The organism is Paraburkholderia sp. RL17-383-BIF-A (assembly GCF_046028015.1).
GTDB lineage: Bacteria > Pseudomonadota > Gammaproteobacteria > Burkholderiales > Burkholderiaceae > Paraburkholderia.
The window spans coordinates 1-14,534 of record NZ_JARESR010000066.1; the positions used below are offsets into that span (position 1 = coordinate 1).

Below are 14,534 nucleotides of genomic sequence, written 5' to 3' on the forward strand. Positions count from 1 at the left end.
GCCCCGCGCCCCCCTCCCGTGGCCACCCCCCACCCCGGGTGATCGCGCCGTCGCCGCGGCGCGATCCGCCTTTCCGGTCTGGTCGGAATCGAGTCGCGCCGAGCGGGTCGCGCTGCTCGAGCGGATCATCGAATGCTACCGCGCGCGGCTCGACGACATTGCCGAGGCGGTCCGCATCGAGATCGGCGCGCCCATTACGCTGTGCAAGCATCTGCAGGCCGCGATCGGCCTCTCGCAGCTTCAGGCCGCAGTGGAGACGTTGCGCCATTTCGAGTTCGAGACTCAACACGACAAGAGCTACGTGCGCCGCGAAGCGGTCGGCGTCGCGGCGCTGATCACGCCGTGGAACTGGCCGTTGAACCAGATCGCAGCCAAAGTCGCGCCGGCCCTGGCAGCGGGCTGCACCGTCGTGCTGAAGCCTTCCGAAATCGCTCCGCTCGACGCTGTGATCTTCGCCGAAATCATGCACGAAGCGGGCACGCCGCCCGGCGTCTTCAACATGATCTTTGGCGAAGGGCGCATCGTCGGCGCACGGCTGTCGTCGCATCCCGACGTGGACATGGTGTCGATTACCGGCTCGACGCGTGCAGGCGTGGAAGTGGCGGTAAGCGCTGCGCCCACGGTCAAGCGCGTGGCGCAGGAACTCGGCGGCAAGTCGCCTCTGCTGATTCTCGACGACGCCGATCTGCAGGCCGCTGTGACGAGCGGCGTGGCCCAGTGCATGGTCAATTCCGGACAGACCTGTGTTGCGCCGACCCGCATGCTGGTGCCACGCGAACGATACGACGAGGCCATGGCGATTGCCGCGGCGGTCGCCAATGGGATCGTTGTCGGCGATCCCGCGGACCCGGCCACCAAGATGGGCCCGATTTCGAACCGAGCGCAATACGAGAAGGTGCAGCACATGATCCGGGCCGGCATCGAGGAAGGCGCGAGGGTCATTGCCGGCGGCCCCGGCAGGCCCGAAGGAATTGCGCGGGGCTTCTACGCGCGCCCTACTGTTTTCGCGGATGTCCGCAACGACATGAAGATCGCGCGCGAGGAAATTTTCGGACCGGTGCTGGTGATGATTCCATACGACAGCGAGGAACACGCCATTACGATGGCCAACGACACGGAATACGGGCTCGCCGCCTATATCGCCACCAGCAACCCCGAACGCGCCCGCCGTGTGGCCGCGCGCCTGCGCGTGGGCTCGGTGCGGATCAACGGCGCGATGCTGGACATTACGGTTCCCTTCGGCGGCTACAAGACATCCGGGAACGGACGCGAATACGGTCGAGAAGGGTTGGCCGAGTTTCTCGAATGCAAATCGGTGACAGGCTAAAGCCCTGAACAAAGGGCCCGCTCACACACCGCGAGCGGGCCCCGACCTCACTGCAGGAACGCGAGAAATACGCTTTACAACGTGGATAACGTCAACGCGTTCGCGACTGAGGCCACGCCTTCAACCCCTTCAGCAGCCTGAGTCGCCAGACCGACCTGCGACTGTTCCGGCACCGTTCCTTCCAGTATCACCACGCCGTTATGCGCCCGCACCGTAATCGTGGTGGCCCTCAGCCCTTTCGTTTTGCTCAGCGCGCGAACCACGTTCTTCTGAAGCGCGCGGTCGGCGGCCCTAACGGCTTTCGCGTCCGACGCATATGACCGGCCGGATGCAGGGGCCGCAGCGCTGCTCTGCGCGTGCACGTCGAGTGATGCCAGAACGAGCAGCGCGCTGCCTACCAGCGTGAATACCTTGTTTTGTTTCATCGATGTTTTCCTGTTGTGATATCGGACCCGCTGAAAACCGTGACACAGTGCTCACGAACGACGCCGCCTCGCGGCGTCTTTCGTGAACGCATGCTGTCGTCAGAAACGATGTGTCATGCCGAGCACCGCAAGAACCTGCTTCGAACCGCTGGCGACGCCCGTCACACCAGGCCAGCTCATGTTCGCACTGCCGTTGTTCTTCAGGTAGCCCGCGCGCATGTAGAGACTCGTACGCTTTGACAGACTGTGGTCGACGCCGACTTCGATACCCGGCGTATTGTCGTGAACGCCACGCACATCCCGTTCGATGCCGGCGATTTCGATCACGTCCGCGGGTGTGGCCTGGATCGTCGCGCCCAGCTCGATAATGCTGTACGAGTGAACCAGCGAAGCGAGCGGCAACTTGACTGCCGGCGTGATGGTGACGAGCGAGCCGGCAGGTGCATCCTTCGGCCGGTTATACGAATAGTTGAACTGGAAATTCACGATGCCCAGCCGGTATGCCAGCGCGCCGGTGAAGTGCTCCGTTCCCATCAGATCGAATGTGGTCAGCAGCGTCGGCGCGGTGGGCACCAGCGGCGCACTCTCCTGCGATCCGTGCTGATACTGGTAGCCCACGCCCGCATAGAAGCCGTAGCCCGAATAGTTCGCGGCCACGTCGACCATCGCGCCGGAGCGCACGGGCACGGGTTGCGTGACAGTGCTTGGCATCGCGTACATGGCGTAGACGTGCACGCCTCGCATGTCGGGTGACGAATAGAAGATCGAATTGCTGGTTCGCCCGGACACGTACTGCGTTGCGAGCGTGGAGCGGTCGGTTGCGCCGGCGAGGTCGGCCGCTGCCAGCGGCGACATGACTTCGTTACCGCGGAACGGGTCGGTGAAGTAGACGGCCCAGAAGCTCGGTTGATACTGACGCCCAAAGCTCAGTTGGCCATACGAATCGTGCTTCACGCCCACCCACGATTGCCGGTAGAACATCGCCGTGCTGTCCGCGAAGAAGCCTCCGTTGTTGATGTTGAAGCCGGTTTCGACGTCGAACACCGCCTTCAGACCGTTACCGAGGTCTTCGGATCCCTTCAGGCCGAACAGGGAACCCGTGGAGCCGCCACTTCGTTCGGAAAACGAATGTTTTCCGCCGTTATCCAGGTACTGGACGAACACGTCCGCCACCCCGTATAGCGTCACGCTCGACTGGGCCGCCGCTCCTCCTGCGGCGAGAATCAATGTAGCTCCGCAAATGCTCTGACTCATGAAACGCATGCATGTCTCCTCTTTGTGTTTGCCGTGCCCCACGGACACGGGTAAAGCAAACTCATGCAGATGTCCGACGGGACGACGGCCGGCACCAGCCCGGCCGGTCGTTGCGAGGCCATATTGCAGGGACGTCCGGGCAGATGACCTACCCAAACAGAGGGGGGACGGGAATACCCCGAGCGGTGAAAGATGTAGCGACATGCATCGAACTCGCCCCCCCGGTGCAGGGGGCGGCTGGCGTTCGGCGCTCAAATAGGCTCCGTGATATCGATCGCTCAAGGGCCCACGTGCTCCTCTCGCTGAACCACGAGATGTCCGTGTGTTTCGATCAACACCCGGCCTGATTCGTCTTCCATCAATCGAATGACTGCTTCTGTCAACGAGGTACCTATGCCTGCCATCCCATCGAATCCTTTAACGCGGCGGCTCGTTCACACCCGCCGGGTCGAGTGCATGGGCTTCGAACGAAGCGACGGCCTGTTCGATATCGAAGGTCGCATCCGCGATACGAAGGCGGAAGATGCCGATCTGCTCTTCAAGACCGTGCCGGCCGGCTCACCAATTCACGACATGCGCATCGTGGTCACGATCGATTCAAATCTCCTGATCCATCGCATCGAAGCCCATACCGACTCGTCACCGAGCCGCTATTGCACGGAAATCAACGAGGCTTATGCCGGCTTCCAGGGCGTGACCATCGGCGCGGGCTTCATGAAGGAGGTCAAGAGCCGCCTTACCGGTCCGAAAGGCTGCACGCATCTGACCGAGCTGCTCGGTCCCATCGCCACGACAGCTATCCAGACGCTGATGGGTTGGCGCAAAGGCGCCCCCGCCAAGGGCGAGTCCGTCGACGCGGCAAACGGCGCTCAGGCTCATCCCATGACCGACACCTGTTATGCGTGGCGCGCGGGTGGCGACGTCGTGCAATTCGTGTCGCGGCGCAAGCAGGAATCCGTGCGTGATACAGCACACACCGCCGGCGCGACCCACCTGCCGGACCCTGGCTGATCCGGGAAGACACTCCCCTGTCCAACGTGAAAACGCTGCGAGCGCTGCGCTACAATGTGCCGATTATCATTTCGTCCTTTGGCCCTCGCCGACCCGGCGCGAAGCCAGGGCGCGCAAGGCGCAGGTCACGATGTCGCAGAATTCCCCTCCCGTGGACCCACGCCGCTCCCAAGGCGGCTCCGCGGACTCCCGAGCTGATCCCCGATTGATTCCGCCACGTAATACCGCCCGCGTCGTCGCGCGCGAACGTCTGCTGGCCCAATTACTCGACGCCCGGCGCAACCGTTGCGTCGTGCTTCAGGGGCCGGCCGGCTGCGGCAAGACGAGCCTGCTGATCGCGTGGCGCGAAGCCTTGCTTTCGCTCGGGTTCGACATCGCCTGGCTGACACTCGCACCTGAGGACAACGAACTCGCGCACTTTCTCGACTACCTCGTCGCAAGTCTCGCCCAGGTCGACCCGGCGATGTGCCATGAAGCGGCTCTGCTAGGCGGCCGCGGCATGGACGACGAAGCGGTCGAGCGCACGATCATCGCGCTCGTGCGCGGTATCGCCGCCCATTCGAACGACGTCATGCTGGTGCTGGACGACCTGCATCACGTTGCCAATGCGCGCAATCACGAAGCATTGCAATGGCTGCTCGACTACGCGCCGGCGAATCTCCATCTCGTGCTCGTCTCGCGTGGCACCGTGCCGCTTTCGCTGGGACGCCCGCGCGACCAGGGCCTCGTCCTGGAACTGGACATGCGCGATCTGCGCTTCACGGCCGCCGAATCCGAGGCGTTTCTCAAAGCGCAGTTGGGCGAGATCGGCCAGCGCGAAGCGCGGCACATGCATGAACTGACCGACGGCTGGGTGGCGGGACTGCAACTCTTCGCCATGCGTCTGAAGAGAAGAAAACAGGGCGCAACGGACCTCGCGCCGTCAGACCCGCTCGCGAACGCCCAACTGCTGGACGCCCGCGGGTTTGCAACGTATTTCGAACGCGAGGTGTTGTCGCGCCTTGCGCCTTCCGAAGTGGAAATGCTGGTCCGCATGGCGAGTTGCACGCGCGTCTGCGCGCCGCTATGCATCGCCTTGATCGGCGACGAGCAGTCGCCTGCCGAAGTGCGTGCGTTGCTGACGAGACTGGAAAACGACAACCTGTTCATCGCCCCGATCGAGAGTTCGGGCAGCGAGACGTGGTATCGGCTGAACCCGCTTTTTCGCGAGACACTGCTCGAGCGTTTTCGCGCGCGCAGCGAACTGCATCAACGCGAGGTGCATCTGGCGGCGTGGATCTGGTTTCGCGACCACCGCCAGCACGACGACGCCGTGCGGCACGCCTTACTCGCGGGCGAGTCGGCGGCGGCCGCCGATCTCGTGCTACGCGTTGCGCGGACCATGCAGATTGAAGGCGACCTGCGTAAGCTCGTCGGGCTGATCCGCCTGCTCCCGCTCGCCGAAGTCCAGGCGCGCATCGGATTGCGGCTGTGGATGGTACACCTGCAACTGTATGCACGCGAATTCGACGCGTGCGCCGCGGCTATCGCGCGCCTGCAAACCGATATCCCCGAAAGCGATGCGAATTCGCGCTATCGCCTCATCCTGTTACGCGCAGCGCTCGCCGTCCAGCGCGACGACACGGACGAGGCGATATCGGTCTTGCCGGACATGCGGCAAATTCCCGCTCACGCCGACAGCCTCACCGTGGGCGGCCGCAACAACCTGCTCTCGTGGATTCACATGCGCCGCGGCGAGTACGACGAAGCGCGGCGTGTTCAGAGCGAGGCGCCGCAACTTCTCGTGGACGGCGCGCCGCTCATGGGCACCTCGGCCGGCACGCTGAACGGCCGCTGCATTGCGGGGTTCAGCTATGCGTTGGAGGGCAAGTTCATCCAGGTCGAGCGCATCAGTCGCGACGTGCTGTTCGAGGCCGATCAACACGGCAGCGCCACCGCCGAAGCGGCATGTTTCGCGGCAGCGCTGCTCGGCGAAGTGCTGTACGAATTCAACGAACTGGACGCGGCCCGCAAACTTCTGGAAGACCGCGTCGACGTGCTCGAACGCGTGTCCATTCCGGACTCCGTATTGCGCGTCCTGACCGTGCTGTCAGCGGTCCATTGGGCCGCGGGACACCGGCTCGATGCCTTCGCCTATCTCGAACGTCTCGAAGAATACGCGACCCAATACGGTTTGCAGCGGCTCATCGCGCATAGTGTGGCCGAGCAGATTCATCGCCATCTGCTGAGCGGTCAGTTCGACGCAGCGGAAGCCGGGCTTGCGCGGCTCGACATGATCGTGGCGCGCGTGGTGAGCACACCGGTGGCCAGCACGGCGGGCACCGCTGCGGAAATCCACGCGATGGCGGAAAGCTCGCACATCAACTGGTGTATCGCTCACGAGGATTTCGAAGGCGCCGCGAGCCGTCTTCAGGCGCTGATTCCGTTCTGCGAGGCGCGCGGCTGGCAACGGCACCTTGCGCACTTCCAGATGCAAGCTGCGGTGGTCGACGCCCGTCGAGGCCGGGCCGAAGCCGCGCGCGAAGCCGTGCTCGCCGCGTTGCGCCGGGGCCACCGGCTGGGTCTCGTCCGCAGCCTGCTCGACGCCGATCCCGGCGCGCTGGACCTCATTACCGCCGTGGTGCAAGGCGAAGCGCACGATCCGGTCTTGTCCTTCTATGTGAGCCGGCTCCAGGCCGCGCACAAGGCCACCTCGGCGAGCGACGCGGAACCGGCTTTCAAACCCGCCAACCGTAACTCGCAGCCCACCGCCGCCGAAACGCTGAGCGAGCGCGAAGCCCGGGTTGTGGGCCTGCTTGCGCAGGCGTTGCCCAACAAGAAAATCGCCCGCACGCTCGGCATTTCGCCTGAGACCGTCAAGTGGCATCTGAAGAACATCTACGGCAAACTCGGCGTGACCAGTCGTGACGAAGCGGTCGCACGCGTCCGCGACCTCGAACTGGGCTCGACGCCCGTTGCCGGCGAAGAGACCGACTGACGCACCCGCGTCCTGACGTGCTCCGCCGGGTAGTCCTTCCTCGTTCGGCTCCATCCCTCCTCGCCACCCACCTCGGGTGGTTCGCTCGTCGCCACGAGCCACTATGCTCTAAGTCAAGGGGTCGCGCGCAGCCGTTCACGGCGTGCGCGCCTCACACAACAAACGCCGGTGCGCACCCTGTCGCGCGCTGAAGCTCAGGAGACAAGCGTAATGAGTACGCTCATGGCTAGTGAATACACGGCAGCCCCTTACCGTCCCGTACGCTTTCCGGAACGGCGTCCGCTCGTCGAACGCCGCGCCGACGGCACGTTGATGCTGAGTTCCGCCAGTCCGCCCCCCGACATCGCACACAACAGCTTCGCCGATTTCATCCCCGAATGGGCCGAGCGCCGCGGTGATAGTCCGGCATTCTGCGAACGCGATAGCAGCGGCGCCTGGCGCACGATCAGTTGGCGCGACCTGTGGCATCAGGTGCAAACGGTCGCTGCCCGCCTGCTGGAAATGGGCCTCGGCCAGCAGCACCCGCTGGTTCTGCTCTCGGGCAATTCGATCGAGCAGGCCGTGCTTCTGCTCGCAGCCGAGTATGTAGGCATTCCCGCTGCACCGGTTTCGCCCGCCTATTCCACGCTCAGCAAAAACTTCGCACGTCTGAAGGGCGTGCTCGAACTGGTGCCGCCGGCGGCGGTGTTCGTGCAGGACGCGGCGTCGTTCGAACGCGCGCTCACGATCACCGAACTGGCGGCAACGCCGGTCATCGCGGTACGCAACGCCCAGCCTTCACAACACGCATGGGCCGACCTGCTTGCCGTCGACATGACGCCGGCACGCGCCGCCGCCGTTGCCGCAGCGCACGCGGCGATCCGCAAGGACGATACCGTGCGCGTCCTCTTCACGTCGGGTTCGACTGGAACGCCGAAAGGCGTGCCGCTCGCTTACAGCAACTTCAAGGCAGTCGCCGCCTATTACGCCGACAATCTCGGCTGGCTGGGCGAATCGCAGCCGGTGTTCCTCGACTGGCTGCCGTGGCACCACGGCCTTGGCGGCGTGCTGAACATCGGCCGCTCCGTCCAGTTCGGCGCGACGCACTATATCGACGACGGACGCCCGCTGCCTGGCATGATCGAGCGCACCGTGCGCAACCTGCGTGAAGTGTCGCCCACGGTCTTTACCAGCGTCCCCTCCGCATGGGCCGTGCTGGCCGGCGAACTCGAGCGCGACCCCGTGCTCGCCCGCAGCCTGTTCGCCAATGTGCAGTACTTCGGCTATGGCGGCGCAAGCTTGCCGACGGACGTGTGGCATCGCATCCAGCACGTGGCGGTGGACACGATCGGCAAGCGCATCGTCTTTTCGACAGGCCTTGCCTGCACCGAGACGAGCGGAATGGGCACCTACTGCGGCTGGCCCGCGACCGATCTCGGCAACATCGGCGGCCCTGTGCCGGGTTCGGAAGTGAAGCTGCTGCCGCTCGAAGGCGGCGACGGCCGCTACGAAATCCGCATGCGCGGCGCGAACGTGTTCGGCGGCTACATCGGCAATGCGGCGCTCACCGCCGCCGCTTTCGACGAAGAAGGTTACTTCCGGCTCGGCGACGCCGTGCGCCTCGCGAATCCGGACGATCCGGCGCAAGGCCTGCTGTTCGCCGGGCGGGTGGTCGAGGACTTCAAGCTGACGAACGGCACCTGGGTTCGAACCGGCGCAGTGCGGCTCGGTTTGCTCGATCAATGTGCCCCGCTCATTTCAGATGCCGTGATCTGCGGCCATGACCACGAATTTCTCGCCGCGCTCGCCTGGCCTAACGTGGCCGCCTGCCGGCGCCTCGCGCCCGAACTCGCCGATCTCGACGCGGCTGCGCTGGTCGAGCATCCGCTCGTGGTCGCGGCGCTGCGCGAACGCCTCGCCGGCCACAAAGGCGGCGGCGCCAGCCGCACGATCGAACGCCTGATGCTGATGGCCGAGCCCCCTTCGATCGACGCCAATGAGATCGCCGAGAAAGGCTACGTGAACCAGGCCGTGACCCGCGCGCGCCGCGCTCATCTGATCGAACAGCTCTATCACACCGAACCTGCGGCACATATCGCCTGCGCGCGATAACGCCATCTATCCGCTCATGCCGCACTCATCCTCAGGAATTTAGTGATGCAAATTACCCGTACTGTTTTTCGTGACGATCATGAAATGCTGCGCACCACGGTGCGTCGCTTCCTGGAACGGGAGTGCGCTCCCAAACAGGCCGAGTGGGACAAAGCCGGGCGCGTCGACCGCGAGACGTGGCTGAAGGCAGGCCGCGAGGGTCTGCTGTGCCTGACGCTGCCGACCGAATACGGTGGTGGCGGCGGCGACTTCGGCCACGCGGCGATCCTCAATGAGGAAACCAATCGCGCCGGGCTGAGTGGCCTCGGCTTCGGCGTGCACTCCGACGTGATTGCACCGTATATCGCGCGCATCGGCAATGAAGAGCAGAAGCAGAAATGGCTGCCGAAAACGTGTACCGGCGAATCCATTCTCGCGATCGGCATGACCGAGCCCGGCACCGGCAGCGACCTGAAGGCGATCCGTACCACCGCCTTGCGCGACGGCGACGAGTATGTGATCAACGGCAGCAAGACCTTCATCAGCAATGGCCTGAACGCCGACCTCATCATTCTGGTGTGCAAGACCGATCCCAGCGCGGGCTCCAAGGGCGTCAGCCTGATCGTCGTCGAGGCGACCCGCGAGGGATTCCGCCGTGGCCGCAAGCTCGACAAGGTCGGCATGCACTCACAGGACACCGCTGAACTGTTCTTCGACAACGTGCGCGTGCCGGTTGGCAATCGTCTCGGTGAAGAGGGCAAAGGCTTCGCTTACCTGATGGGCGAACTGCCGCAGGAGCGTCTTTCGATTGCGATCGGCGCCGCCGCAAAACTCGAAGCCTGTCTCGAGCACACGATCAATTACGTCAAGGACCGCAGGGCCTTCAATCAGACCGTGTGGGACTTCCAGAACACCAAGTTCAAGCTGGCCGACATCAAGGCCCAGGCAACCGCGGTGCGCGTGCTGGTCGACCACTACCTCGCCGAACACGTGCGCCGGCGCCTCACTTTGGAGGAAGCCGCGATCGCCAAGCTGTTCGCCACGGAATCGCTTGGCAAGGCACTCGACGACATGGTGCAACTGCACGGCGGTTACGGCTACATGCTGGAGTACCCCGTGGCCCGCGCGTTCGCCGACGCACGCGTCAACCGCATCTATGGCGGCACGAGCGAGGTCATGCGCGACCTCATCTCCCGCAAGCTGTAATTCGAACATTCCATTTCCAAGGAGCAGTGATATGACTCGTAACGTGTTCGTCGCCGGCGTCGGCATGATTCCGTTCAAGAAGCCCGGCACCAGCGACCCCTACGACGTGATGGGCGCGGGCGCCGTGCGCGAAGCACTGGCCGATGCCGGAATCGACTACGCGGACGTGCAGCAGGCCTACGCCGGCTATGTGTACGGGGACTCGACCTGCGGTCAGAAAGCGCTTTATCACGTCGGCATGAGCGGCATTCCCGTCATCAACGTGAACAACAACTGCGCGACGGGTTCGTCGGCGCTGTTCCTCGCGCGTCAGGCGGTGCAAAGCGGCGTGGTCGATTGCGCGCTCGCCGTCGGATTCGAATTCATGCAGCCGGGCGCGCTGTCGTCGAAGTGGAGCGACCGTGCGCCGGCGCTCGAACGTGCGCTGAATCTGGTCAACGAACTGGTGGATCGCACCGATCTGCCGAGCGCGATCCGTCAGTTCAGCGGCGCGGGCCGGGCTCACATGGAAAAGTACGGCACGAAGCTGGAAACGTTCGCGAAGATTCGCGCAAAGGCGAGCAGGCACGCGGCGCGCAATCCGCTCGCCGTGTTCCGCACCGTCGTAACGCCGGAAGAAGTGCTCGCCTCGCCGATGATCTGGGAAGGCGTGCTCACGCGTCTGATGGCTTGCCCGCCGACCTGCGGCGCGGCCGCGGCCATCGTGGTGTCGGAGGAATTCGCCCGCAAACGCGGCCTGCGCACCGACGTGCTGATTGCGGGCCAGTCCCTCACCACCGATCTGCCCAGCACGTACGACTCGCGCGACATGATCCGCGTGGTCGGCTTCGACATGACGCGCGCCGGCGCGAAGCTCGCTTATGAGCAGGCCGGCGTCGGCCCGGAAGATATCGACGTGATCGAACTGCACGACTGCTTCGCGCAAAACGAGCTGCTGACCTACGAAGGTCTGGGTCTGTGCGGAGAAGGCGAAGCGGAAAAACTCGTCAACGATGGCGACAACACGTATGGCGGCAAGTGGGTGGTCAACCCGTCGGGCGGTTTGCTGTCGAAAGGGCATCCGTTGGGCGCGACCGGTCTTGCGCAGTGCTACGAACTGACACATCAGTTGCGCGGCACGGCCGAGCAACGGCAGGTGGAAGGCGCGAAGGTCGCGCTTGCGCACAATCTGGGGCTCGGCGGAGCGTGCGTCACGACCGTGTACAAGGCCGCGTAGTGCGCCACCTCTATCGGAGTGTCCGACATGATCGATAAAAAACACATCGGCAAAGTCATTCCCGCGTTTCGCACCGTGACCGACGCGGCCCGGCTGCGGTTCTTCGCCAAGGCAACCGGCGAAACCAACCCGGTCTACTTCGACGAATCCGCTGCCCGCGACGCGGGTCACCCGGGTCTGCCCTTGCCGCCCACGTTCCTGTTCTCGCTCGAACTGGAGCAGCCGGACAAAAGCTGGCGCGACGAGATCGGCATCCAGGTTGCGCGCATCCTGCATGGCGAACAGTCGTTCACCTATCACCGGATGGCCTACGCCGGCGACGTGCTGCTCTTCGAATGCCACATCGCCGACATCTACGACAAGAAAGGTGGCGCGCTCGATTTCGTGGTGCGCGAAACGCGGGTGACCAACCAGAAAGGCGAGCATGTGGCCGACATGCGCAGCGTGCTGGTCCACCGCAACGGCTGAGAGGAGACACGAATGAGCACATTGAGCTTCGACGACGTCAAGGTGGGCGACACGCTGCCGCCGCTGACGCTCGCGCCGATCGACCGCACCACGCTGGCGCTCTTTGCCGGCGCTTCGGGCGATCACAACGCGGTCCACATCGACCTCGACTTCGCGCGCCGCAGCGGCATGCCCGACGTCTTCGCGCACGGCATGCTGTCGATGGCGTATCTCGGACGCTTGCTGAACGCCTGGGTCGATCAGCGGCAACTGCGGCAATTCGGCGTGCGCTTTGTCGGCATCACGCATCTCGGACACCGGATCACGTGCAGTGGCCGGGTCGTCGAGAAGTTCGAAGCCGACGGCGAGCGCCGCGTGAAAGTAGAGATTCGGACGGCCAATCAATATGGCGAACCGCGCGTCCTCGGCGACGCCGTGATCGCTCTGTAATCTGCATCAATCAAGGAGACAACACATGGGAAAGCTTGACGGCAAGGTGGCGCTGGTCACCGGTTCGGGTCGTGGCATCGGCCGCGCGATCGCCGAGAAACTGGCGAGCGAAGGCGCACGCCTCGTGATCAACGACCTCGACGCCGATCCGGCGCATGAAACGGTCGAAGTGCTGAAGAAGATGGGCGCGGAAGCCGTAGCGTGTCCTGGCAACGTAAGCGCACCGGATTTCGCTGAGCGTTTCGTCAACACGGCGATGAGCACGTTCAAGAGCATTGACATCATCGTCAACAATGCCGGCTATACGTGGGACGACGTGGTCCAGAAGATGACCGACGAGCAGTGGTACGCGATCATCGACTGCCACATGACTGCACCCTTTCGCATCCTGCGTGCGGCGTACCCGCACATCAAGGCGCTGCATGCCGCCGACAAGGAAGCCGGCCGCGACGTGTACCGCAAGATCGTCAACATCTCGTCGACGTCCGCGCTTAACGGTAATGCCGGGCAGATGAATTACTCGTCGGCCAAGGCCGGCGTGATCGGCATGACCCGCGCGCTGAGCCGCGAATGGGGGCGCTTCAACGTCAACGTGAATTGCGTGGCGTTCGGTCTGATCCACACACGTATGACTTCGGCTGATGCGAAGGCCGGGGCGACGGTCTCGATCGAAGGCCGGGATATCCGCGTCGGCCTGAATCCGGAATTGCTCAAGTCGCACGCGCAGCGCAATCCGCTCGGTCGCGGCGGCACGCCTGAAGAAGCGGCCGGCGGTGTCTACCTGTTCTGCTCGCCCGAGTCGAACTACATCACCGGTCAGACCATCGCGGTCGCGGGCAATCTGCAGTAATTCCACACGGTCCCGGCATTCGACCGGGCCTCGTCTGCGCTGGCATGTGTCGTCACGCATGCCGGCGTTTGCATTTCAACGACCGGGTGTACGGACTTCGCGCCGTCTGCTTACTCGCCCTGTCGACTGGCCGACGTCTTCCGGAGCCAAACCAATCATGACCGATGACACCCGCGTCGCGCCGACCGGCAGCGCGCTTCCTTCCGTGAGCTATCCCTTCGAGTCGCCGCCAACGTCCGGCAACGTGTTGGAGGTTGCGCCAGGTGTGCAATGGATTCGCATGCCGCTGCCCTACTCGCTCGATCACATCAACGTGTGGACGATCGCGGACGGCGACGGCTGGGCTATCGTCGACACGGGAGCACGCACGGATGCCGCCACGGCCTTATGGCGTCGCCTTTGCACCGAGTCTTCCGCGAGCCGCCCTGTCAAGCGCGTGTTCGTCACGCACATGCACCCCGATCACGTGGGAATGGCAGGCTGGCTCACGCGGACTTTCGACTGCCGTCTGTGGATGACGCGCCTCGAATACCTGAATTGCCGCGTCGCCGCGTCGGACACCGGCCGCGAGGCGCCCGACGACGGCGTGGCGTTCTACCGTCGCGCCGGCTGGAGCGCGGCGGCGATCGAACTCTATCGCGCACGCTTCGGCCGCTTCGGGCAGCATATTCATGCGCTGCCGGACAGTTTTCGGCGCGTGCATGACGCGGAGGAAATCGTGATTGGCCGGCACACGTGGCATGTGATCGTCGGCACCGGCCATTCGCCGGAGCACGCGTGTCTGTATTGCCCGGAGTTGAAGGTGTTGATTTCCGGCGATCAGGTGCTGCCGCGAATCTCATCGAATGTCTCGGTGTATCCGCTCGAACCGGACGCCAACCCGATGGCGGACTGGTATGCGTCGATCGCAAAACTGAAGGAGCAGGTCCCGGACGACGTGCTCGTGCTGCCCGCCCATAACGACTGTTTCCGCGGCCTGCATGCGCGGCTGGATCATCTGCGACGCAGCCAGGACCGCAGCCTCGATCGGTTGCGGCAAGCGCTCGGCGAACCGCGGCGCGCCGTCGACGTGTTCGGCGCGCTGTTTGCGCGCAAGATCGGCGAAGAGGATATGTCGCAGATGAGCCTCGCGACAGGCGAGAGCCTCGCGTGCCTGAACTACCTGATCGGGCGTGGTGAAGTTCGGCGCGAACTTCGTAATGACGGGACCAACTGGTATTCGCTGGTGTCGTAAAAATGCAGAAGGGGGCATCGCCGTGCGACGCGGCGATGGCCCCATCTTGGCGTGGAAGGGGGGGTGT

Annotated in this window: 12 protein-coding genes; 10 read left to right on the top strand and 2 right to left on the bottom strand. The window is 64.2% G+C overall.

Features of this window, described 5'->3' with window-relative positions:
- Positions 1–1,327: aldehyde dehydrogenase family protein (locus P0D71_RS35785; protein ID WP_408483865.1), on the top strand; the 1,327-nt coding region annotated here is incomplete at its 5' end.
- A 74-nt stretch (positions 1,328–1,401) separates the two neighbouring features.
- Here P0D71_RS35785 and P0D71_RS35790 read toward each other — a convergent pair.
- On the bottom strand, positions 1,402–1,752 hold the full coding sequence (locus tag P0D71_RS35790) for a BON domain-containing protein (protein WP_408483866.1): 351 nt from the start codon (positions 1,750–1,752) through the stop codon (positions 1,402–1,404).
- 99 nt (positions 1,753–1,851) lie between these two features.
- A complete protein-coding gene (locus P0D71_RS35795; protein ID WP_408348680.1) occupies positions 1,852–3,015 on the bottom strand; it encodes a porin in 1,164 nt (387 codons plus the stop codon).
- Positions 3,016–3,399: 384 nt separating this feature from the next.
- Here P0D71_RS35795 and P0D71_RS35800 point away from each other — a divergent pair, with 384 nt between their 5' ends.
- The 9 genes from P0D71_RS35800 (at position 3,400) to P0D71_RS35840 (ending at position 14,467) form a co-directional block, all read left to right on the top strand.
- Positions 3,400–4,017, top strand: a complete 618-nt coding sequence (locus P0D71_RS35800; protein WP_408483867.1) for a DUF2889 domain-containing protein — start codon at positions 3,400–3,402, stop codon at positions 4,015–4,017.
- A gap of 130 nt (positions 4,018–4,147) precedes the next feature.
- Positions 4,148–6,994, top strand: coding sequence for a winged helix-turn-helix domain-containing protein (locus P0D71_RS35805; protein ID WP_408483868.1), 2,847 nt, complete (start codon positions 4,148–4,150; stop codon positions 6,992–6,994).
- A 210-nt stretch (positions 6,995–7,204) separates the two neighbouring features.
- On the top strand, positions 7,205–9,085 hold the full coding sequence (locus P0D71_RS35810; protein ID WP_408483869.1) for a feruloyl-CoA synthase: 1,881 nt from the start codon (positions 7,205–7,207) through the stop codon (positions 9,083–9,085).
- A gap of 45 nt (positions 9,086–9,130) precedes the next feature.
- The gene (locus P0D71_RS35815) at positions 9,131–10,270 is read left to right on the top strand and encodes an acyl-CoA dehydrogenase family protein (RefSeq protein ID WP_091804502.1); all 1,140 of its coding nucleotides are present in this window, start codon (positions 9,131–9,133) and stop codon (positions 10,268–10,270) included.
- A gap of 31 nt (positions 10,271–10,301) precedes the next feature.
- The gene (locus tag P0D71_RS35820; protein WP_091804505.1) at positions 10,302–11,486 is read left to right on the top strand and encodes a lipid-transfer protein; all 1,185 of its coding nucleotides are present in this window, start codon (positions 10,302–10,304) and stop codon (positions 11,484–11,486) included.
- A gap of 27 nt (positions 11,487–11,513) precedes the next feature.
- Positions 11,514–11,954, top strand: coding sequence for a MaoC family dehydratase N-terminal domain-containing protein (locus P0D71_RS35825; RefSeq protein WP_408348695.1), 441 nt, complete (start codon positions 11,514–11,516; stop codon positions 11,952–11,954).
- Positions 11,955–11,966: 12 nt separating this feature from the next.
- Positions 11,967–12,383, top strand: a complete 417-nt coding sequence (locus P0D71_RS35830; protein ID WP_408301503.1) for a MaoC family dehydratase — start codon at positions 11,967–11,969, stop codon at positions 12,381–12,383.
- A 25-nt stretch (positions 12,384–12,408) separates the two neighbouring features.
- Positions 12,409–13,233, top strand: coding sequence for an SDR family NAD(P)-dependent oxidoreductase (locus tag P0D71_RS35835; RefSeq protein ID WP_091804514.1), 825 nt, complete (start codon positions 12,409–12,411; stop codon positions 13,231–13,233).
- A 157-nt stretch (positions 13,234–13,390) separates the two neighbouring features.
- A complete protein-coding gene (locus tag P0D71_RS35840) occupies positions 13,391–14,467 on the top strand; it encodes an MBL fold metallo-hydrolase (RefSeq protein ID WP_408483870.1) in 1,077 nt (358 codons plus the stop codon).
- Positions 14,468–14,534 lie beyond the last annotated feature (67 nt).